Annotated in this window: 18 protein-coding genes; 9 read left to right on the top strand and 9 right to left on the bottom strand. The window is 70.6% G+C overall.

The window, feature by feature from the left end:
- Window positions 1-88: 88 nt before the first annotated feature.
- Window positions 89-1,051 (top strand): LysR substrate-binding domain-containing protein, encoded by a 963-nt coding sequence (locus tag E5S66_RS08885; protein ID WP_138348894.1) that lies wholly within the window; start codon window positions 89-91, stop codon window positions 1,049-1,051.
- 40 nt (window positions 1,052-1,091) lie between these two features.
- On the opposite strand, the gene E5S66_RS08880 is transcribed toward E5S66_RS08885, so the two are convergent.
- The 6 genes from E5S66_RS08880 to E5S66_RS08855 form a co-directional block, all read right to left on the bottom strand.
- The gene (locus E5S66_RS08880) at window positions 1,092-1,826 is read right to left on the bottom strand and encodes a phosphoadenylyl-sulfate reductase (RefSeq protein WP_212745339.1); all 735 of its coding nucleotides are present in this window, start codon (window positions 1,824-1,826) and stop codon (window positions 1,092-1,094) included.
- Window positions 1,827-1,849: 23 nt separating this feature from the next.
- Window positions 1,850-3,559, bottom strand: a complete 1,710-nt coding sequence (cysI, locus tag E5S66_RS08875) for an assimilatory sulfite reductase (NADPH) hemoprotein subunit (protein ID WP_138348892.1) — start codon at window positions 3,557-3,559, stop codon at window positions 1,850-1,852.
- A 15-nt stretch (window positions 3,560-3,574) separates the two neighbouring features.
- Window positions 3,575-5,404, bottom strand: a complete 1,830-nt coding sequence (locus E5S66_RS08870; RefSeq protein WP_138348891.1) for an assimilatory sulfite reductase (NADPH) flavoprotein subunit — start codon at window positions 5,402-5,404, stop codon at window positions 3,575-3,577.
- A gap of 204 nt (window positions 5,405-5,608) precedes the next feature.
- Window positions 5,609-5,857 carry a GlsB/YeaQ/YmgE family stress response membrane protein gene (locus tag E5S66_RS08865; protein ID WP_138348890.1) on the bottom strand — a complete coding sequence of 83 codons (249 nt, stop codon included), beginning with the start codon at window positions 5,855-5,857 and terminating at the stop codon, window positions 5,609-5,611.
- A gap of 82 nt (window positions 5,858-5,939) precedes the next feature.
- Complete coding sequence (locus tag E5S66_RS08860; protein WP_138348889.1) at window positions 5,940-6,638, bottom strand: energy transducer TonB; 699 nt, start codon at window positions 6,636-6,638, stop codon at window positions 5,940-5,942.
- 221 nt (window positions 6,639-6,859) lie between these two features.
- The gene (locus E5S66_RS08855; RefSeq protein ID WP_171033516.1) at window positions 6,860-7,594 is read right to left on the bottom strand and encodes an SIMPL domain-containing protein; all 735 of its coding nucleotides are present in this window, start codon (window positions 7,592-7,594) and stop codon (window positions 6,860-6,862) included.
- Between the two features lie 125 nt (window positions 7,595-7,719).
- Here E5S66_RS08855 and E5S66_RS08850 point away from each other — a divergent pair, with 125 nt between their 5' ends.
- The 4 genes from E5S66_RS08850 (at window position 7,720) to tldD (ending at window position 15,241) form a co-directional block, all read left to right on the top strand.
- The gene (locus E5S66_RS08850; protein WP_138348888.1) at window positions 7,720-8,289 is read left to right on the top strand and encodes a Maf family protein; all 570 of its coding nucleotides are present in this window, start codon (window positions 7,720-7,722) and stop codon (window positions 8,287-8,289) included.
- Window positions 8,286-9,779 (top strand): ribonuclease G, encoded by a 1,494-nt coding sequence (gene rng / locus E5S66_RS08845; protein WP_138348887.1) that lies wholly within the window; start codon window positions 8,286-8,288, stop codon window positions 9,777-9,779. Before E5S66_RS08850 ends, rng begins: the two co-directional genes overlap by 4 nt.
- Before the next feature lie 67 nt (window positions 9,780-9,846).
- Window positions 9,847-13,665 carry a YhdP family protein gene (locus E5S66_RS08840; RefSeq protein WP_171033515.1) on the top strand — a complete coding sequence of 1,273 codons (3,819 nt, stop codon included), beginning with the start codon at window positions 9,847-9,849 and terminating at the stop codon, window positions 13,663-13,665.
- A 136-nt stretch (window positions 13,666-13,801) separates the two neighbouring features.
- A complete protein-coding gene (gene tldD, locus E5S66_RS08835; protein ID WP_138348885.1) occupies window positions 13,802-15,241 on the top strand; it encodes a metalloprotease TldD in 1,440 nt (479 codons plus the stop codon).
- Between the two features lie 8 nt (window positions 15,242-15,249).
- Here tldD and yjgA read toward each other — a convergent pair whose 3' ends face one another.
- Window positions 15,250-15,825, bottom strand: coding sequence for a ribosome biogenesis factor YjgA (gene yjgA, locus E5S66_RS08830; protein ID WP_138348884.1), 576 nt, complete (start codon window positions 15,823-15,825; stop codon window positions 15,250-15,252).
- A gap of 32 nt (window positions 15,826-15,857) precedes the next feature.
- Between yjgA and pmbA the strand changes: the two genes are divergently transcribed.
- From pmbA to E5S66_RS08810, 4 genes are all read left to right on the top strand, one after another.
- On the top strand, window positions 15,858-17,225 hold the full coding sequence (pmbA, locus tag E5S66_RS08825; RefSeq protein WP_138348989.1) for a metalloprotease PmbA: 1,368 nt from the start codon (window positions 15,858-15,860) through the stop codon (window positions 17,223-17,225).
- Window positions 17,226-17,315: 90 nt separating this feature from the next.
- Complete coding sequence (locus E5S66_RS08820; protein WP_212745338.1) at window positions 17,316-17,735, top strand: DUF4870 domain-containing protein; 420 nt, start codon at window positions 17,316-17,318, stop codon at window positions 17,733-17,735.
- 189 nt (window positions 17,736-17,924) lie between these two features.
- Entirely contained in the window at window positions 17,925-18,365 is a 441-nt protein-coding gene (locus E5S66_RS08815; RefSeq protein WP_171033514.1) for a DUF4870 domain-containing protein, read from the top strand.
- Window positions 18,366-18,420: 55 nt separating this feature from the next.
- Entirely contained in the window at window positions 18,421-19,374 is a 954-nt protein-coding gene (locus tag E5S66_RS08810; protein ID WP_171033513.1) for a CPBP family intramembrane glutamic endopeptidase, read from the top strand.
- Between the two features lie 33 nt (window positions 19,375-19,407).
- Here E5S66_RS08810 and E5S66_RS08805 read toward each other — a convergent pair whose 3' ends face one another.
- Window positions 19,408-20,328, bottom strand: a complete 921-nt coding sequence (locus E5S66_RS08805) for a farnesyl diphosphate synthase (protein ID WP_138348987.1) — start codon at window positions 20,326-20,328, stop codon at window positions 19,408-19,410.
- Window positions 20,315-20,578 (bottom strand): exodeoxyribonuclease VII small subunit, encoded by a 264-nt coding sequence (locus tag E5S66_RS08800; RefSeq protein ID WP_028839004.1) that lies wholly within the window; start codon window positions 20,576-20,578, stop codon window positions 20,315-20,317. Before E5S66_RS08800 ends, E5S66_RS08805 begins: the two co-directional genes overlap by 14 nt.
- Between the last annotated feature and the right edge of the window lie 6 nt (window positions 20,579-20,584).

Raw genomic sequence — 20,584 nt, 5'->3', positions numbered from 1 at the left:
CAGCGGCATAAGCAAGCCGCGGGCATGCGCTGCTGCGCATGTATACTCCATCGCTGTATGCAGATATAGCGATATAAAGAGCATCGCCATGACTCTCACCCAGCTCCGTTACCTCGTCGCCATCGCCGATTCCGGGTTCAACATCACCCAGGCGGCGGAAAAGGTGCACGCCACCCAGCCCGGCCTGTCCAAGCAGCTCAAGCAGCTGGAGGACGAGCTGGGCTTCCAGCTGTTCCTGCGCAAAGGCCGCAGCCTGGAAGGCGTGGCGCCGGCGGGGGTGAAGGTGATCGAGCACGCGCGTCGGATCCTGTCCGAGGCCGCCAATATCCGCAGCTACGCCGCCAACGAGCGCGGCGAATTCAGCGGCCGGCTGCTGCTGGCCACCACCCACACCCAGGCGCGCTACGTGCTGCCGAAGGTGATCGCGGAGCTGACCCGGCGCTATCCGAAGGTCAGCGTCGACCTGTTCGCGGCCGGCGATGCGGAAGTGCTGGAGAAGCTGGGCGAAGCCGATTTCGGCCTGATCAGCACCGCCGGCGGCCCGCCGCCCACCAGCGGCATGGCGGTGCCGTTGTTCCGCTGGCAGCGCGTGTTGCTGGTGCAGAACACGCATCCGCTGGCCAGCCTGGGGCGGCCGCCGACGCTGGTGGAGCTGGCCCGGCATCCGCTGATTTCGTATGAATCCTCGACCCTGCCGGAATCGTCGCTGCAGCGCGCGTTCGCCGCTAGCGGGGTGACGCCGCTGATCGCGATGACCGCGCGCGATGCCAACCTCATCAAGACCTATGTGCGCACCGGCATGGGCGCCGGCCTGCTGGCGGAGATGGCGGTGGGCGGACGCGAGGACGACGACCTGCGGGTGATCGCGGCGCCGCCGGAGCTGCCCGAATGCATCACCTGGGCAGTGGTCCCGCGTGGCCGGGTGCTGCGCGAATACGCGCTGGCGCTGCTGCACGGGCTGGCGCCGCAGATCGACCCGCGCGACCTGCGCCGCATCCTTGAGGGCAATCTCGCCCCGGAATGGCCGCTGCCGCCGCGCTGGCAGGCGTAGGCGCTGGAGGAGTGAGCATCCTCACTCCACCCGTTTGCAATTACGCCGCGGAACTGGCGGTTTCGTCGAAATGCAGCCCGCACTCGCGGCGCAGTCCGAAGAAGCGGGTCTGCGCGGCGTCCATGCCCGGCTGCAGCGGCGCGGTGGTGTGGACATCGCCCACCGAGACGTAGCCCTGTTGCACCAGCGGATGTTCCGGCAGGTCGTGCAGCAGCATGTACGCGCCGACATCGATGTCGGTCCAGTCGGCGATTGGGTGGAACTTGAAGCGCCCGTCCTTCACCTGCAGCACCTCGATGCCGCTGCGGCTGCGGGACTGGCCGCGGCGCAGGCCGGCGTGCCAGCAGCCGACCTGCAGTTCCCCCAGCGCGCGCTGCATCGGCTCGACCTTGCGCAGCTGGTTGTAGCGGCGCAGGCCGTCGCTGCCGGCTTCCCACAGGCGGCCGAAGCGCGCCTCCATCCAGGCGATGCCGATGCCGGGGCGGTACACGCGCAGGTCCAGCCCGAGCAGCTCCACCAGTTGGTCGGCATAGCGGTAGGTCTCCGGGAACAGGTAGCCGGTATCGACCAGGATCACCGGCAGGTCCGGCCGCGCGCGGGTCAGCAGGTGCAGGCTGACCGCCGACTGCACGCCGAAGCTGGTCGACAGCGCCTGCGTGCCGGGCAGGTGGGCCAGCGCCCAGGCGATGCGCGCCTGCGCGCCCATCCGCTCCAGGTCGCGGTTGATCGCGGCGAGTTCGGCGGCAGGAAGGGTGGCGGGGTCGAGGAGGTGCATGGCGTTCGTGGGGTGGTTCGGCATCAGGCGGCTTCCGCCGGATCGACGCGGACGTGGGTGGGATAGGGCGGCAGCGCGACGATGCCGGCGCGATGCAGGAAGTCGCCGAAGTGTTCGCCGGCTTCGCGCTCGCCGGCGTAGCGGCCCAGCAGCGGGTCCAGCGCCTCGACGATCTGCGCTTCGTCGATGTTGTCGCGATACAACGTGTTGAGGCGGGTGCCGCGGTGGTCGCCGCCGAGGAACAGGGTGTAGCGCCCCGGCGCCTTGCCGACCAGCGCGATCTCGGCCAGGTAAGGACGCGAGCAGCCATTGGGACAGCCGGAGATGCGCAGCACGATGGGTTGCTCGCGCAGGTCGTGCTTGTCCAGCAGCGGCTGCAACACCCGCAGGAAGGTGGGCAGGTAGCGTTCGGCTTCGGCCATCGCCAGTGCGCAGGTAGGCAGCGCCACGCAGGCCACCGCGCTGCGCGCCAGTGCGCTGGGCGCGAGGTTTTCCACGTCCAGCGCGTACTGCGCCACCAGCGCGTCGATCTGCGCCCGCGCGCCGGCCGGCACCCCGGCGACGATCACGTTCTGGTTGCAGGTCAGGCGGAATTCGCCGCTGTGGATTTTCGCGATTTCGCGCAGGCCGGTCAGCAGCGGGCGGCCATCCTGGAAATCGGCGATGCGGCCGGAAGGCAGCGACAGGGTCAGTTGCCACAACCCGTCCTCGCCTTGCTCCCAGCCGAAGCGGTCGCCGTTGTGGTCGAAGCGATACGGACGCGCGGGCTGCAGTGCGAAGCCGGCGCGCTCCTGCATCAGCGCCACGATTTTTTCCACGCCGTGGTCGTCGATGGTGTACTTGAAGCGCGCGTGCTTGCGGTCGTCGCGATCGCCCAGGTCGCGCTGCACGCTGATCGCGGCTTCGGCGATCGCGAACACCTGCGCCGGCGTGACGAAGCCGATCACGTTGGCCACGCGCGGGTAGTGCGCGGCGATGCCATGGCTGGCGCCCATGCTGCCGCCGATGCCGACGTTGAAGCCGGCAAGATTCCCCGCTTCATCGACGATGGCGATCAGCGCCAGGTCGTTGGCGAACACGTCCACGTCGTTGTCCGGCGGGACGGCAATCGCGATCTTGAACTTGCGCGGCAGGTAGGCGTCGCCATACAGCGGCTCGTGTTCGACGCCGCTTTCCGCCACCTTTTCCTCGTCCAGCCACACTTCGTAATAGGCGCGGGTGGCCGGCTTGAAGCGCGCGGACAGCCGCTGCGTCCAGTCGTGCACCTGTGCGTGCAGCCCTGAGCGCTGCGGGTTGCTGGCGCCCAGCACGTTGCGGTTGACGTCGCCGCAGGCGGAAATGGTGTCCAGGGTGGCGGCGTTGATCGCCCGCATCGTCTGCTTCAGGTCGCGCTTGATGACGCCGTGGATCTGGAAGGTCTGGCGCGTGGTGACGCGCAGCGAGTGGTTGGCATAGGTGGTGGCGATGGCATCCATCCCCAGCCACTGCTTGGGTGTGAACACGCCGCCCGGGGCGCGGATGCGGATCATGAACTGGTGCGCGGGTTCGAGTTTCTGCCGGCGGCGCTCGTCGCGCAGGTCGCGGTCGTCCTGCTGGTAGCTGCCGTGGAACTTGATCGTGCGCTGGTCCTCGAACGACAGCGAGCCGGTGCTGGCATCGGCCAGGCCATCGGCCAGCGTGCCGCGCAGCCGGCGGCTTTCCAGTTTGATTTTTTCGACGGATGGGTGGCTCATGGGGTGGCCTTCTGCTCAGTACACGTCGCGTGCGTAACGGCCTTCGCGCTGCAAGGTGGAAAGAAAATCCGCCGCCGCCTCGGCATCGCCGCCGCTGTGCGCGGCCACGATGTCCAGCAGCGCGGCATGCACGTCCTTGCCCATGTCGATGGCGCCGCAGACATACAGGTGGGCGCCGTTTTGCAGCCAGTCGAAGACATCGCGGCCCTGCTCGCGCAGGCGCTGCTGGACGTGGATGCGGTCGGCCTGGTCACGCGAGAACGCGAGGTCGAGACGGTGCAGTTCGCCCTTCTGCAGCGCGTCCTGCCATTCGCTCTGGTAGAGGAAGCCGGTGTTGAAATGGCGGGCGCCGAAGAACAGCCAGTTGCGGCCCGATGCGCCGGTTTCGGCGCGTTCCTGCACGAAGCCGCGGAACGGGGCGACGCCGGTGCCGGGGCCGACCATGATGATGTCGCGGCTGGAATCAAGGGGAACGCGGAAGCGCTCGTTCGGCTCGATGTAGACCGGCAGCTGCGCGCCCTCTTCCAGCGTGGCGAGAAAGCCGCTGGCGGCGCCGAAGTGGTCATGCCCGTGCGCGTGGTAGCGCAGCACGTCGAGGGTGAGGTGAGCTTCGTCGCCGACGCGCTTGCGGCTGGAGGCGATCGAATACAGCCGGCGCACCTGCGGGCGCAGCGTGGCCACCAGCTCCGCGGCGTCCCAGTCGGCCGGCCAGCGGCGCAGCGCGTCGATCAGCTGGTGGTCGCCAAGCAAGGCGGCCAGTCCGCTGGCGCCGGGTTCCAGCAGCTGGGCCAGCTCGCGGGCATTCGCGCGTTCGGCCAGCGCGGCAAGCACGGGTTTGGCCAGCCGGGTCAGCTCGCGCCGCTCGGCCAGCCAGTGCGACAGCGGCAGGACGTCGCCGTCGTGTTCGACCACGGTATCGCCGTCGAGCCGGGTCGCCGCCAGTACCGCCGCAATCAGCGCATCCGGATTGCGATGGTGGATGCCCAGCGCATCGCCGGGTTCGTAGGCAAGGCCGCTGCCTTCCAGCGACAGTTCGATATGGCGTACGTCCTTGTCCGGCGCGGCGTAGCGGCGGAAGCCGGTGCCCTTGAACTCGCGCCCGCTCAGCGGCTGGTTGGCCAGCAGCTCGGCGGGGAAGGGCCGCTCCTGTGACCACGCCGGCGCGGCATGCGGGCGCAGCGGGGTGACCGTGGCCAGGTGCGCGGCCGGCGCCGGCTTGAGCAGTTCACGGGCATGGCCCAGCGCGGCTTCGCGCCAGGGCGCGGCGATGGTGTCGATGTCGAGGTCGGCTTCGCCCAGCGTCTGCACGCGCGTGGCGCCGAGCTCGGCCAGCCGCGCGTCCAGCTTGCGGGCGATGCCGCAGAAGTCGGCATAGGACGAGTCGCCCAGTCCCAGCACCGCGTACTTCAGCTGCGGCAGCTTCGGCGCGCGCTTGCCGTCCAGGAATTCAGCGAAGCCGATGGCATCGTCCGGCGGGTCGCCTTCGCCCTGGGTGCTGATGACCAGGTAAAGCAGCGTTTCGTTGCCCAGCTCGCGCAGCGGATAGGCGTCGGCGCGCAGCAGCCGCGCCGGCAGGCCGGCGCCCTGCAGCTGCGCATGCAGCGCCTCGGCGGCGCGGCGGGCGTTGCCGGTCTGGCTGCCGTAGATGACGGTGGCCGGCTGCGGCGCAACGGTCGGCGCGGTGGCGGCGGCCAGCGCGGTGGGGCTGAGCGCGCGGGCCAGCCCGGCCAGATAGCCCGACGCCCACAGCAGCGCGCTGCTGTCGGCATCGGCGGCAAACCGGGACAGCAGCGCGCCCTGGTCGCCGGTCAGCGGCGAAGGCAATGGAGCGGCGGCTTGCGACATGGCGGGACCGGGGCAGGGAACGTCCCGGCAGGCTAGGCGTCGCGCCATCGTGGCGGAAAGGATCGCGGGCCATGCGCATATGCATCGGCTGCATATGGCGGCGCGGTGGCAGCGGCGTGGGCAGGGAGGCGCGGTCTGCGGCGCCTCCGCAAAAGGAACGCCCCGCACGGGCGGGGCGTTCCGATGGTGCCGGGAGGCGGTGGGTCAGGACTTCTTCTTGCGTACCGCTTCGAAGATGAAGAGCAGCACGATGGCCGCGCCGATGGCGACCACCCAGGTCATGACCCGGCCGAGGCCGAAGTTGCCTGCCGCCCAGCCGCCGGCGAACGCGCCGAGCACGCCGAGCACGATGGTCATGATCCAGCCCATCGCGTCCGCGCCGGGCTTGACCATCCGGGCCAGAACGCCGATCACCAGACCGCCGAAGATGTAACCGAGGATGCCGTCGAACATGTTCCCTCCTGCATGGATGGAGCGCGCGTTGATGGAGTGACGCCGGCCCATCCTAGGGCGTTTCCGCCCGGGTCGCGAACCTTCAGCGGCGCAGGCTGAACTCCACCGGCACCAGCCCGATCGCCTGCACCGGCGCACCGTCGCGGCTGGCCGGCTGGAACAGCCAGCGCTTGAGCACCTGCTGGCGCGCGGCTTCGTCCAGTTCGCGGTGGCCGCTGCTGCGCGCGATGCCCACCTCCAGCGGACGGCCGTCCACGTCCACCAGCACCTGCAGCAGCACGATGCCGCTCCACTGCCGCTGCAGCGCGATGCGCGGATACGCGGGCGCCGGGGCGTTGCGGTAGGCCAGCTGCATCGGCGCGGGGCCACCGGCGGGTCCGATGTCGCCGCTTGGCGGAGCGATATCGCCGCTGTCGGCAATGGCATCCGCGATCGGCTCGCTGCCGGTATCGCTGATCACGGCGGTGACGCCGGCATCGCGGGTGGGCGGCGCCACCTGCTGGCGCTCAAGCTTGGGTGCGGACGTGATCGGACGCGGCGGTTGGATCGGGACGATGTCCACCACCACCGGCTCCGCTGGCTTGACGATGTCGCGGATCGCCATGTTCGGCTTGGCCGGCGCCAGCACGGCCGGCGGCGGCAGCGTGACCGGCACCAGCAGCAGGCCGAACACCAGCAGGTTGAGCGCGACGGTGCCGCTGAGGGTGAGGATGCGCGCGGGATCGGGCTGCAGCCGGGGCGCATGCGAAGGCACTTGGGCGGGGACGGATGCGTGAATCATGGCCAATCTCCTTTCCGGTGAGGAAGCGGGAACCACGAGTCATGCAACGGGCGGGCGGGGTGGATGGGGTTACGGCCCGGCCGGCGCACGCCTGTACGCTGCGCCGCCGCTTCCGCGATGGGCAACCGGACGCGGCGCGGCCGTTGCCATGGGTTCAGCTGGCGGCACAAACGACGACGCCCGCGCGAGGCGGGCGTCGTGGCATGCGCGGCGGGAGGAAGTCAGCGGCCGAGTTCGAACACCATCTCCACGCTGACGGACACCGAGCTTTCACCCGGCGCCACCGCGGTTTCCTTGGCGTAGCCGGCATCGGCCGACATCGCCCGCAGCATCGGCATGGGCGGGCGCGGCAGGCTGGCGCCGCCTTCGCTGATGCTGACGATGCGCCGGATCTTCAGGCCCAGCGCGTCGGCATAGGTCTGCGCCTGTGCCTGCGCCTTCTTGACCGCGGCGACGCGGGCTTCGTCGAGCGCCGCCTCCGGCTTGTCGATGCCGAAGCTGGGCCCGTTGATCTGGTTGGCGCCCTGCGCCACCAGCGCGTCCAGCACCTTGCCCAGTTTGGCCAGCTCGCGCACCTTGACGTTGACCGTGTTGCTGGCCTGGTAGCCGACGATCGCCGGCGGCATGTTCTCCACGTACTTGTACTGCGGGTTGAGGTTGATCCCGCTGGTCTGGATGTCGCGCGCCGCGATCCCGGCCGCACGCAGCGCCGCCATCACCTTGTCCATCTGGGTGGCGTTGTCGCGCATCGCCCCGTTGGCGTCGCCGGCCTGCGTCACCACGCCGGTGGAAATGGTGGCGATGTCCGGCGTGCGGCTGGCCTCGGCGCTGGCGGCAACCGACAGCAGCGTGCCCGCCTGCGCGGCGGCGCCGACATCGGCAGGGGTCTGTGCGTTGGCGGTCATGGGCAGGGCCGTGGCAAGGGCGAGGGCGAGGAACAGCGGACGCAGGGTCATGATGGACTCCCGTGGATGATGGTGGAAAGGATGTACCTGCCGGGGGTGAACGGCCGGTGAGCCGCAACGGGGTTGCGCGCCTGCGCCGGTACGGTGCGCAGTCAGCCACGGGTTAGACTTCCGGGATGCTGCATCTTGCCTCGCGTTCGCCCCGCCGCGCCGAACTGCTGGCCCGCCTCGGGCTGGAATTCGGCCTCCTCGACCTCGATGTCCCCGAACAGCGCGGGGCAGGCGAGCCCGCGGCCGACTACGTGCGCCGGGTGGCGCGCGAAAAGGCCGGCGCCGGGCTGCTGGAAGTGGTGGCGGTGCCGGGCGCGGTGGTATTGGGCTCCGATACCGAGGTCATCCTCGGCGACCGCGTGTTCGGCAAGCCGGCCGATGCTGCCGATGCGGCGGAGATGCTGCGCGCGCTGTCCGGCCGCAGCCACGAGGTGCTGACCGCCGTGTCGCTGGTCTCGGCCGGGCGCGAAGCGCAGGCCGCGGTGCTGACCCGGGTGGCCGTGGAGACGATGTCGGACGATGCCATCGCCCGCTACCTGGCCTGTGGCGAATGGCAGGGCAAGGCCGGCGCCTACGCCATCCAGGGCCGCTTCGAGGCGCATGTGCAGCGGCTGGACGGCAGCTATTCCGGGGTCATGGGCCTGCCGCTGCACGAAACCGCCGGCCTGCTGCGCCAGTTCGGGCTGCTGCCATGAGCGAGGAGTTGCTGGTCAACGTGACCCCGCGCGAAACCCGCGTCGCGGTGGTCGAGAACGGCATGCTGCAGGAGCTGCACATCGAGCGCGGCAGCCAGCGCGGCGTGGTCGGCAACATCTACAAGGGCAAGGTGCAGCGGGTGATGCCCGGCATGCAGGCGGCGTTCGTGGACATCGGCCTGGAGCGGGCCGCCTTCCTGCACGCCAACGACATCTTCCGCAGCGCGCCGCTGGACGCGGTGGCCGGCGACGACGCCCCGGCCGCGCCGCCGCCGCAGATGCAGATCCCCATCGCCGACCTGCTGCGCGACGGCGCCGAGGTGGTGGTGCAGGTGGTCAAGGACCCGATCGGCAGCAAGGGCGCGCGGCTGACCACGCAGATCAGCATTCCGTCGCGCTACCTGGTGCTGCTGCCGCGCTCGAAAGTGGTCGGCATCTCCGCGCGCATCGAGGACGAGGCCGAGCGCGCCCGCCTCAAGACCCTGATGGCCGAGCTGACCGCCGGTGGCGCCGGGCATGGCTACATCGTCCGCACCAATGCCGAGGGCCAGCCGGCCGAGGCGCTGGCCGAGGACATCGCCTACCTCGGCCGGGTGTGGGAGCTGATCGAGCGCAATGCCGCCGAGGCGAAGGTCGGCAGCCGCGTTTACGAGGACCTGAGCCTGCCGCTGCGCGCGGTGCGCGACCTGATCCGCCGCGACGTCGACAAGGTCAAGGTGGATTCGCGCGAGACCTGCGAGCGCCTGCGCGAGTTCGCCGCGCGCTACATGCCCGCGCTGGCGGACAAGGTGGAGCACTACACCGGCGCGCGCCCGGTGTTCGACATGTACGGGGTCGAGGACGAGATCCAGCACGCGCTGGAAAAAGAGGTGCCGCTGAAGTCCGGCGGCTACCTCGTCATCGACCAGACCGAGGCGATGACCACGGTCGACGTGAACACCGGCAGCTTCCTTGGCCAGCGCAACCTCGAGGAAACCGTGTACCGCACCAACCTCGAAGCCGCGCAGGCGGTGGCGCGCCAGCTGCGGCTGCGCAACCTGGGCGGCATCATCATCATCGACTTCATCGACATGCACGATGCCGAGCACCGCCGGCAGGTGCTGCGCACGCTGGAGAAGTCGCTGGTCAAGGATCACGCCAAGACCACGGTCTACGACTTCTCGCCGCTGGGCCTCGTGGAGATGACCCGCAAGCGCACGGTGGAGTCGCTGGAGCGCCAGCTGTGCGAGCCCTGCCACGAATGCGGCGGGCGCGGCATGCTCAAGACCGCGGAAACCGTGACCTACGAGATCTTCCGCGAAATCGTGCGCGCGGTGCGCCAGTTCGACGCAGCGCGGCTGCTGGTGATCGCATCGCCCAGCGTGGTGACGCGGATCACCGACGAGGAATCCAACGCGGTGGCGGAGCTGGAGGAGTTCATCGGCAAGTCGATCCGCTTCCAGGCCGATGCGCAGTACCTGCAGGAGCAGTTCGATGTGGTGCTGCTCTGATGAAGGCAGCCGTTCCCTGTCCTAGGCTGGTGCCCCGTGGGGGCATGACGGGCAGGCCGCCGTGACCATGCCTTGGCGCCATCGCCTGCGGTTGCTGCGCCGCGGCGCCTGGTACGCGCTGGCGGCGATGCTGGTGCTGGCGGCGCTGGGCAACGGCGTCGGCAGCCAGCTGCTGCCGCTGGCGGAGCGTCATCCGGAACGCATCGCGGCATGGCTGGGCGAACGCGCCGGCCGGCCGGTCGCATTCGACCACGTGACCACCCGGTGGACCCGGCGCGGGCCGCTGCTGCGGTTGGACAACCTGCGCATCGGTGATTCCGCCAACCCGCTGCGGATCGGCGATGCCGAGGTGCTGGTGGCGCAGTACGCCGGCCTGCTGCCAGGCCGTTCGTTCACCGAATTGCGCCTGCGCGGGGTCGACCTGACCCTGCAACGCAGCGCCGACGGCCAGTGGCAGGTGCGCGGCCTGCCCGGCCAGCAGGCCGGCGGCGATCCGCTGGAGGCGCTGTCGAACCTGGGCGAACTGCAGCTGGCGCAGGCGCGCCTGCACGTGCTGGCGCCGGAACTCGGGCTCGACCTGCGCCTGCCGCGCATCGACCTGCGTCTGCGCGTGGAGGGCGAGCGGGTGCGCGCCGGTGCGCGTGCCTGGCTGCGCGAAGGTGCCCAGCCCTTCGATATCGCCGGTGAACTCGACCGCGCCACCGGCAATGGCCGCGTCTACGCCGGCACCCGCCAGGCGGATCTGGCGGCGCTGGCCGGCACGTTCGACGTGGCAGGCGTCTCGCCGCTGTCGGGACGCGGCCGCCTGCGCGGGTGGGCCCAGCTGCGCGGACATCGGGTGGTCGCGGTGCGCGCCGACGCCGGGCTGCTGGACGTGCGCCTGCGCGGCAGTGCCGCGGCCGGTGCCGCCGCGCCCACGCAGGCGCTGGGCGAGCTGGTGCTGGATGCCAGCTGGGCCGGCAGCCTGCAGGACTGGCAGCTGCGCCTGCCGCGCCTGCGCATCGGCGACGGCGCGCGCCGGCAGACGCTGGACGGGCTGGCGCTGGCCGGCGGCGAGCGCCGCTACGCGTTGCGCGCGCAGCGGGTGGACGTGGCCCCGCTTCTGCAGCTGGCGGCGCTGAGCGATGCGCTGGCGCCGTCGCTGCGGCACTGGTTGCGGACCACCGCGCCGGGCGCGCTGGTGCAGGACATCGTGCTGGCCGGCGAACGCGGTGGCCGGCTGCGCGCCAGTGCGCGCATCGACGGCTTCCGCTTCGATCCGGTCGGGCATGCGCCCGGCATGCGCGGGGTCAGCGGCTGGTTGCAGGCCGACCAGGACGGGCTGCGGCTGCGCTTCGACCGCGCCGCGCAGGTGGCCTTCGACTGGCCGGCCGGATTCGGCGTGGTGCATGCGTTCACCCTGGACGGCGAAGCCGTGCTCTGGCGCGATGGCAACGGCTGGACGGTGCGCACGCCGGGGCTGGCCCTCGACGGCGATCCGCTGCGGCTGCAGGCGCGTGGCGGCATCGGTTTCCAGGGCGACGGCAGCCGCCCGCAGCTCGACCTTGCGGTGGACATCGGCGACGTGCCGGTGTCGGCCGCGCATGGCTTCTGGGTCCACCACCTGATGCCGAAAGCGACGGTGCAGTGGCTGGACGCGGCGCTGCAGGGCGGCGTCCTGCGCAACGTCCACGCGGTGGTGGCCGGCGACCTCGACGACTGGCCGTTCCGCAACGAGCCGGGCATGGCCGGCGCCGGCGTGTTCCGCGCCGATGCGCATATCGACACCGGCACGGTGAAGTTCCAGCCGGACTGGCCGGCGGCGCAGCGCATGAATGCCGACGTCAGCTTCGTGGCCGATGGCTTCAGTCTGACCGGCAGCGCCAACCTGGCCGGCGTGCCGGTCAGCGCGCTCAAGGCCGGCATCGCCCGCTTCGGCAGGGCCGAGCTGCAGGTGGATGCGGCAGCCGGCGGCGATGCCGGCAATTTCCTCGCCATGCTGCGCGCCAGCCCACTGCACAAGGAACACCGCGACATCCTCGACAACCTGCGCGCGGCCGGGCCGGCGCAGGCGCGCGTGCAGCTGCTGCTGCCGCTGCACCACCAGCAGCCGCCGTCTTCGCGGATCGAAGGCACGGTGGCGCTGGGCGGCGTGCGTCTGGCCGAACAGCGCTGGAAGGTGGCGTTCGAGCAGGTGCGCGGACAGGCCCGTTTCGATCGCGGCGGTTTCGATGCCAGCGACCTGCAGGTGCGCCAGGACGGCGCGCCGGGGTTGCTGTCGCTGCGTGCGGGGCCGCATGTGCGCGATCCTGCGCATGCGTTCGAGGCGACACTGCAGGCGGCTTCCGATATCGACGGCCTGCTGGCCAAGGCCGGCAATCTGGACTGGCTCAAACCGCATGTGCGCGGCAGTTCCAGCTGGACCACCGAGTTGGCTGTGCCGCGCGTTGCAACCCCCGGATCGCAGCCGGCGCGGCTGCGGCTGCGCTCCAGCCTCGTCGGCACTGCGCTGGACCTGCCGGCGCCGCTGCGCAAGCCCGCCGCGCAGGCGCTGGCGACTGAAATCGAGATCCGCCTGCCGCTGGAAAGCGGCGAAGTGGAAGCCACCCTCGGCAACCTGCTGTCGCTGCGCAGCCGCACCAGCAACGGCCGCACCGGCCTGCGCCTGCAGCTGGGCGGCGGTCCCGCGGGCGCGCCACCTGCCTCGGGCCTGCTGGTCGGTGGGCGGGTGGAGCAATTGGATGCGCTGGACTGGGTCGGCATCGCTGCCGGCGGCAGCGGCAATGCCGACCTGCCGCTGCGGCGGATCGAGCTGGAAGCCGCGCATCTGCAGGTACTGGGTTCGGATGTCGGCACGGCGCGGATGGTGGTGGTACCGGCCCCGCGCGGCACCTCGGTGCAGGTGCAGGGCGCGGGCATTTCCGGCGCGCTGCTGGTGCCGACGCAGGGCGGCGCCACCATCGCCGGCCGTTTCGAACGCCTGCACTGGTCGCTGCCGGTGGCCGACAAGGACGCGGCGCCCGCGCCGGCGAATGCACCGGCCAGCGCTGCCGATCCCGCGGCGGTGCCGCCGCTGCTGCTGGACGTGGCCGACCTGCGCATCGGCAGGACCGCGATGGGCCGCGCGCGCTTCCGCAGCACGCCGGTGGCGGGCGGATTGCGCATGGACGAATTCACCACCGCCGGCGGCAAGCAGCGGCTCAGCGCCAGCGGCAGCTGGCTGGGGCGCGGCGGTTCCGCGCGCACCCAGTTCAAGCTGGACGTGGCCAGCGACGACATCGGCGCGCTGCTGGACGGGTTCGGCTTCGGCGGTCAGGTGGCGGGCGGCAAGGGCAGGCTCGGCGCCGAAGCCAGCTGGCGCGGCGGTCCGGGCGAGTTCGGCCTCACCAGCGTGGAGGCGCGCCTGAGCACCGATGTGCGCGACGGCCAGCTGCTGGAAATCGAGCCGGGCGCCGGCCGCGTGCTGGGTCTGCTCGGCGTGGCCCAGTTGCGCCGCCGGCTGACCCTGGATTTCAGCGACTTCTTCAGCAAGGGCTTCGCCTTCGACCGCATCCAGGGCGATGCCACGCTGGCGCAGGGCCAGCTGCGCACCGACGATCTGGCCGTGCGCGGTCCCGCCGCCGAGATCCACGTGCGCGGCAGCACCGACCTGCGCAACCGCCGCTTCGACCAGACCGTGGAAGTGCGGCCGAAGTCCGGCAGCCTGCTCACTGCGGTGGGCGCGCTGGCCGGCGGCCCGGTCGGCGCGGCGGTGGGCGCGGTGGCCAATGCGGTGCTGGACAAGCCGATGCGCGGCATCGGCGCCAAGACCTACCGGGTCACCGGGCCGTGGGCCGAGCCCAAGGTGGAAGCCATCGCCCGCGAAAACGCGGCGCAGGCCGCCGCCGGGCGAGCCCCCGGCGATTGATTTCGACGCAAACGCCACGACATTGATTTCCTCGATGTCGTCGGCGCGCGCGCATCCAAACTTGATGCGCCTGCCTGCCCCGGCGGGCACACATCGCGCACGCGATGCTCCATCCACGCAGCACCAGGACAACCCCATGCCCCATCTTTCCCTCGCCGAATCCCGCCTGCTGCTGCCCACCGGGCTGGATACCGCCGCGCTGGAGCGCGCGTTCGGCACCCTGCTGGGCCCCGGCATCGACTTCGGCGACCTGTATTTCCAGCACGCCCGCCGCGAGGGCTGGAGCATGGAGGACGGCATCGTCAAGGACGGTTCGCACAGCATCGAGCAGGGCGTCGGGGTGCGCGCGATCTCCGGTGAGAAGACCGGCTTCGCCTATTCCGACGAGCTGGATGCGCCGGCGCTGCTCGCCGCGGCACAGTCGGCCCGCGCCATCGCCCGCGATGGCCGCGCGCACGGTGCGCATGCCTTGCAGCGCAGCAATGGGCGAGCGCTGTATCCCGCGCTCGATCCGATCGATGTGCTCGACAACGCCACCAAGGTGGAGGCGCTGCGCCGCGTGGATGCGCTGGTGCGCGCGCTGGACCCGCGCGTGCAGCAGGTGATGGTGAGCCTGTCCGGCGGCGTGGACACCGTGCTGGTGGCGCGCAGCGACGGCGTGCTGGCCGGCGACGTGCGCCCGCTGGTGCGGATGAACGTGCAGGTGATCGTGGAGCAGAACGGTCGCCGCGAATCGGGCTACGCCGGCTTCGGCGGGCGCTATTCCTATGAGCAGTTGCTGGCCGACGACAAACCGGAGAAATTCGCCCGCGAGGCGCTGCGGCAGGCGCTGGTGAATCTCGACGCGATCGATGCGCCGGCCGGGGTGATGCCGGTGGTGCTGGGCCACGGCTGGCCGGGCGTGCTGCTGCACGAAGCGGTGGGCCACGGGCTGGAAGGCGACTTCAACCGCAAGGGCACCAGCACCTTCGCCGGGCGGATGGGGCAGCAGGTGGCGTCGAAGGGCGTGACGATCGTCGATGACGGCACCCTCGATGGCCGCCGCGGTTCACTCAACATCGACGACGAGGGCACGCCCACGTCCTGCACTACCCTGATCGAGGACGGCATCCTGGTCGGTTACATGCAGGACACGCTCAACGCGCGGCTGATGGGCATGGCGCCCACCGGCAACGGCCGCCGCGAGTCCTTCGCCCACCTGGTGATGCCGCGCATGACCAATACCTACATGCGCGCCGGCAGCCATGACCCGGAGGAAATGATCCGCTCGGTGAAGAAGGGCCTGTACGCGGTCAACTTCGGCGGCGGCCAGGTGGACATCACCAGCGGCAAATACGTGTTCTCCGCCACCGAGGCCTATCTCATCGAGGACGGGAAGATCACCGCGCCGGTGAAGGGCGCCACCCTGATCGGCAACGGTCCGGAAACCATGCAGAAGGTGGCGATGATCGGCCATGACCTGGCGCTGGACGACGGCGTCGGCATCTGCGGCAAGGACGGCCAGAGCGTGCCGGTCGGCGTGGGCCAGCCGTCCCTGCTGGTTTCGGCATTGACCGTGGGCGGGACGCAGGCGTGATGCCGCGCTCAGGCGTCGCTGTCGTCGTCCAGCGTCGCGTCGTCGTCGCCGGTGGCGTCGCCGGCTTCCGCCTGCAGCTCCCGCAGCACCCGGAACAGCTCGCGGAACGCGCGCGGCGGTTTGTTCTTCGCCCGCTCCTCGCGGACGTTGCGCAGCAGCTGGCGCAGCTGCTGGCGGTCGGCGTGCGGATGCGCGGCCAGCAGATCGGTCAGCGCGGCGTCGCCGTCGTCGCCCAGCAGTGCGTCGCGCAGCGCTTCCACCCGGTGCAGCGCGGCGGTTTCGCGGCGCGCGGCCTCGCCGTCCTTGCTCATCGCATCGCGGATCGCCTCCAGCTCGTCGTCGTCCAGCTTGCGCATCTGCTTGGCCAGATAGGCGTGCTGCCGCTTGCGCGCACCGTGCGAAGTGATGCGCTGGGTCTCGCGGATGTGCGGCATCAGCTCCTCCGGAATCGGCAGCCTGCCCAACTGGGTGGCGGTCATCGCCGTCAGTTGTTCGCCCAGCTCCAGCACGTCCAGCGCCGCGCGACGCTGCTCGCTGCGGCTGGGGCTGAGAAATTCACCGGTGTCTTCGTCACGTCCTCGCATTGCAACAGGATAATCCATTGAACAGCAGGTCATTGAACCCGTCCGTCGATCTTGCCGCGCCCGCCGACGACAGCCGGCAACGGCTGGAACAGCTGTCCGCCGTCGCCCGCCAGTTGCTGGACCGCGCCCGCGCCGCCGGCGCCGACCAGTGCGAAGTCACCTGTGACGAGGACGCCGGCCTTGCGGTCAACGTGCGCCTCGGCGAAGTGGAGACAGTGGAGGCCACCCGCGACCGCGGGGTGTCGATGACCGTCTACTTCGGCAAGCGCAAGGGCAGCGCCAGCACCGCCGACCTGCGCGAGGACAGCCTTGCCGCCACCGTGGCGCAGGCCTGCGCGATCGCCCGCCATACCGAGGAGGATCCGGCGGCCGGGCTGGCCGATGCCGCGCTGATGGCGCAGGTGCTGCGCGAATTCGATACCTGGCACCCGGCGCCGTTCGATGCCGACCGCGCCATCGACATCGCGCTCGCCTGCGAGGCGGCCGGGCGCGAGGTGGATGCGCGCATCGGCAATTCCGACGGCGCGTCGATGAACGCCAACGCTTCGCTCAGCGTGTATGCCAACTCGCACGGCCTCCTGGGCGCCGAGCGCGCCACCTCGTACAGCATCGGCTGCGCGCTGATCGCCGGCGAAGGCGAGGCGATGCAACGCGACGGCTGGTACAGCGTGGCGCTGGCGCAGGGTGACCTGGAATCGCCCGAGGCCATCGGCCGCAGGGCCGCCCGGCGCACGCTGGAGCGGCTGGATCCGCGCCGGCTGCCGACCGGACAGGTGCCGGTGCTGTTCGCCGCGGAGATGGCCCGGTCGCTGGTGGGCAGCTTCATCGGCGCGGTGTCCGGCGGCGCCCTGTACCGCCGCGCCAGCTTCCTGCTCGACAGCGCGGGCACGCGGGTGTTCCCGGACTGGTTCGCGATCGAGGAGGATCCGTTCCTGCCGCGCGGCTTCCGCTCCGCCGCGTTCGACGCCGAAGGCGTGACAACCCGTAAATCGATGCTGGTGGAGGACGGCATCGTCCAGCGCTACGTGCTGGGCAGCTATTCGGCGCGCAAGCTGGGGCTGGCGACCACCGCCAACGCCGGCGGCGTGCACAACCTCAACGTGCGCGCCAATGCCGGCGACCTGGCATCGATGCTGCGTGGCATGGGCACAGGCTTGCTGGTGACCGAGCTGATGGGCCAGGGCGTCAACGCGATCACCGGCGACTACTCGCGCGGCGCGGCCGGTTTCTGGGTGGAGAACGGCGAGCTCGCCTATCCAGTCGACGGCATCACCATCGCCGGCAACCTCAAGGCGATGTTCGCCGGCATCGAAGCGGTGGGCAGCGACGTGGACCCGCGTTCGCATGTGCGCACCGGCTCGATCCTGGTCGGGCGGATGACGGTGGCGGGCGAGGGCTGATTGCTTTGGCGATGGCCGAATGTGTCATCGGTTCGCGTTATCCTCCGCAACGCGGCAATTGATGCCGTCTTGACCAATCGGGGAATATTCATGGACCAGAACGATACCGTCGCCACGCCGCCACCGCCGCCCGTCGGGCCTTCCAAGGAAGAGCGCCAGTGGGCGATGTTCGCCCATCTGTCCGCGCTGGTAGGCGGCCTGCTGACGTCGGCGCTGGGCGGCTGGGGCTTCTTCATCGGCCCGCTGGTGATCTGGCTGATGAAGAAGGACGAGATGCCGTTCGTGGCCGACCAGGCCAAGGAAGCGCTGAACTTCAACATCACCGTGTCGGCGATCTTCCTGCTGCTGCTGATCTTCACCATCCTCACCATCGGCATCGGCGCGCTGCTGACGATTCCGGTGGCGCTTGTGGTCGGCATCGGTGCACTGGTGCTGGTGATCCTGGCAGCGATCAAGGCCAACGAGGGCGTGGCCTACCGCTACCCGCTGACGATCCGCCTGGTCAAGTAAGCGCCGGCGGCAACAGTGCACGACCACGAGCCCGGGCATGCCCGGGCTCGTCCGTTTCCGGGCTGCATTCGCCGCTCCGGCATGGGTTTCCGTCGCCGCTGCCGCGGATTTCGTCGCACGCCGGCTTGTGCGGCCGGCGGCCGCCGCCATCATCGATCCAGACCGGGATGGTTCCGGCAGGAGACGACGATGGAAACCGTGCAGATGCAGACGATGTCGACCGCCCAGGGCGAGCGCGGCTGGGCCGCTGGCGCGCATGCGGGCGCCCTGCTGCTGGCCTTCATGACCAGCTGGAGCGCCGGCGTGGCCGGCATGCTGGCGGGCCTGGCGATCTTTTTCCTGAAGAAGAGCGATTCGGCCTTCGTCGCCGAACACGCCCGCGAAGCGTTCAACTTCAACCTGACCATGTTCCTGCTGACCTGCGCGCTGGCGATCATCGGCGTGGTGCTGGTGGGCGCCACCGTGCTGACGCTGGGGCTGGGCGCCATCGTTACCCTGCCGGCCGGGCTGGTGCTGTTGCTGCTGGCGGGGGCGGTGGCCGTGAGCTGGCTGGTGTGCAGCGTCATCGCCACGTTCAAGGCCTTGAACGGCGAAAGCTATCGCTATCCGTTCACCCTGCGGCTGCTGTGAGGCGGGCATGCGCAGTGACCTGACCGGAACGGACACCGGGCGGAGCGGGCCGGCCATGGCCAAGGCCGTGGCCGGCTTGACCGTCGATGGCATCGATACCGCGGCGACGGACACCGGGTCGGCACGAACGACCGGCCGCCGCCACCTGCGCGCCAACGGTCGGATGCTGTGGGCGCTCCTGCTGGGCGGTGCGGCGGTGGTGGGGGCGATGTTCGCGTTCCGGCAGGGGCTGTTGCCGTGGATCGATGCGATGTTCCAGCCCGGCCCCGGTCCACTCAGCGCGATCCGGCGCGCCGGCATCTTCCTGGCCGCGTTGCTGGGCTATTGGGCCTACGTGCGCGTCCACGACAGGCGCGATGCGGGCGAGCTGCGGCTGCGGCCGCTGGCACTGGCGCTGGGCGGCATCGCGGGGGCGGCGTTGGTGGCGCTGCCGATCGCGGCGTTGTTCGGGCTGGGCGCATACGAGTTGGTGCAGCAGCGGCCGGCAACGTCGGGATTGCTTGGCGCTGCCGCGGTGATCGGCATCGCCGCCACCCTGGAAGAGTTGCTGTACCGCTGCCTGGTGCTGCAGGTGCTGGAGCGAGCCTGGGGCACCGGTGTTGCGCTGGCGGTGCAGGCGCTGGTGTTCGCCCTGCCGCATCTGGCCAACGTGCAGGACGGCAGCAGCGCCGACGCGGGGGCCATGCTGGTCTCGGTCACCTTGCTGGGACTGCTGTGGGGCGGGGTGTTCGTGCTGACCCGCAACCTGTGGGTGTCGGCTGCACACCATGCGGCGTGGAACTTCACCATCCTGCTCAGCGGCGTACCGCTGTCCGGTATCGGGGACTGGCGCGGGCTGGCGCCGCTCGAGACCCGCCTTGCCGGCCCCGGCTGGCTGACCGGCGGGATGTTCGGCCCGGAGAATTCCCTGCTGGTGATCGCGGCTGTGGCGGTCGCGGTGGTGCTGGTGCTGCGGTCGGTGCATCGGCGCGGCAAACTGCTGCGACCGGCATGGCTGCACCGGGCCTAGCGCGGGCGTGCGATGCCGAACCCGCGGCGCGGTTCAGTGGCTGCGTTCGACGACCTGCCGCGCCAGCGCGTGCAGTGCACCGGTATCGGCATCCAGTTCCGCCAGCGCCTGCTGCATGACTGCAGACAGTTCTCCAAGCCGCGCGCGGCTGGCATCGGCGCCGAGCAGCGCCGGGAAGGTCGCCTTGGCCTGCGCCGCGTCCTTGCCGGCGGTCTTGCCGAGGGTGGCGGCATCGCCCTCGATGTCCAGCAGGTCATCGCGGATCTGGAAGGCCAGGCCCAGCGCATCGGCGTAGCGGTCCAGCAACGCGGCCTGCGCCGGCGTGGCGTTGCCGGCCAACGCACCCAGCCGCACCGCGCAGCGCAGCAGCGCACCGGTTTTCAGCGCGTGCAGGCGCTCCAGGTCGGCAAGGCGGAAAAGGGGGTCAGAGTGGCTTTTAACTTGTGAAAAGCCACTCTGACCCCCTTTTCCGGTGGCATCGATATCCAGCGCCTGCCCGCCGCACATGCCGGCCACGCCGGAGGCGCGCGCCAGTTCGGCCAGCATCGCGACGCGCCGTTCGGCTGGCTGCGGCGCAGTGGTCAGCAATTCGAATGCCAGCGTTTGCAGCGCATCGCCGGCGAGGATCGCGGTGGCTTCGTCGAAGGCGACATGCACGGTGGGCTGGCCGCGACGCAGGTCGTCGTCGTCCATCGCCGGCAGATCGTCATGGATCAGCGAATAACAGTGCACCAGTTCCACCGCGGCGGCGGCGGCGTCCAGATCGGCTTCGCATGCGCCCAACGCGGTGCCGGTGGCATACACCAGCAGCGGGCGCATGCGCTTGCCGCCGTTGAGGACGCCGTGGCGCATCGCCGCGTGCAGGCGTTGCGGGGCGGTGGCGGGGTCGGGCAGGGCATGTTCCAGCGCGGCTTCCGCGCGCGCGCGCCAGGGCGCGAAGTCAGGCGCTGCCATCGTCGCCGGCATCGAACTCGCGCGCATCGCCAGGGTTGGCGGGGTCATCGAGCAGGCGCACGCGCAGCTCGGCCTGCTCCAGCGCACCCTGGCAGCGGCGGTACAGACCGACGCCGCGCTCGTAGGCGGCCAGCGATTCTTCCAGCGTCATGTCGCCGGTTTCCATCCGGCCAACCAGGTCTTCCAGCGCCAGCATCGACTGCTCGAAATCGGCAACGGGGGAAATGTCGGGGGCGGGTTTCTTGGCCATGCGCGC

The organism is Thermomonas fusca, assembly GCF_005862345.1.
GTDB classification, from domain to species: domain Bacteria; phylum Pseudomonadota; class Gammaproteobacteria; order Xanthomonadales; family Xanthomonadaceae; genus Thermomonas; species Thermomonas fusca.
The sequence above is the reverse complement of the archived record's forward strand: the minus strand, read 5'-3'. Positions and strand labels throughout refer to the sequence as shown.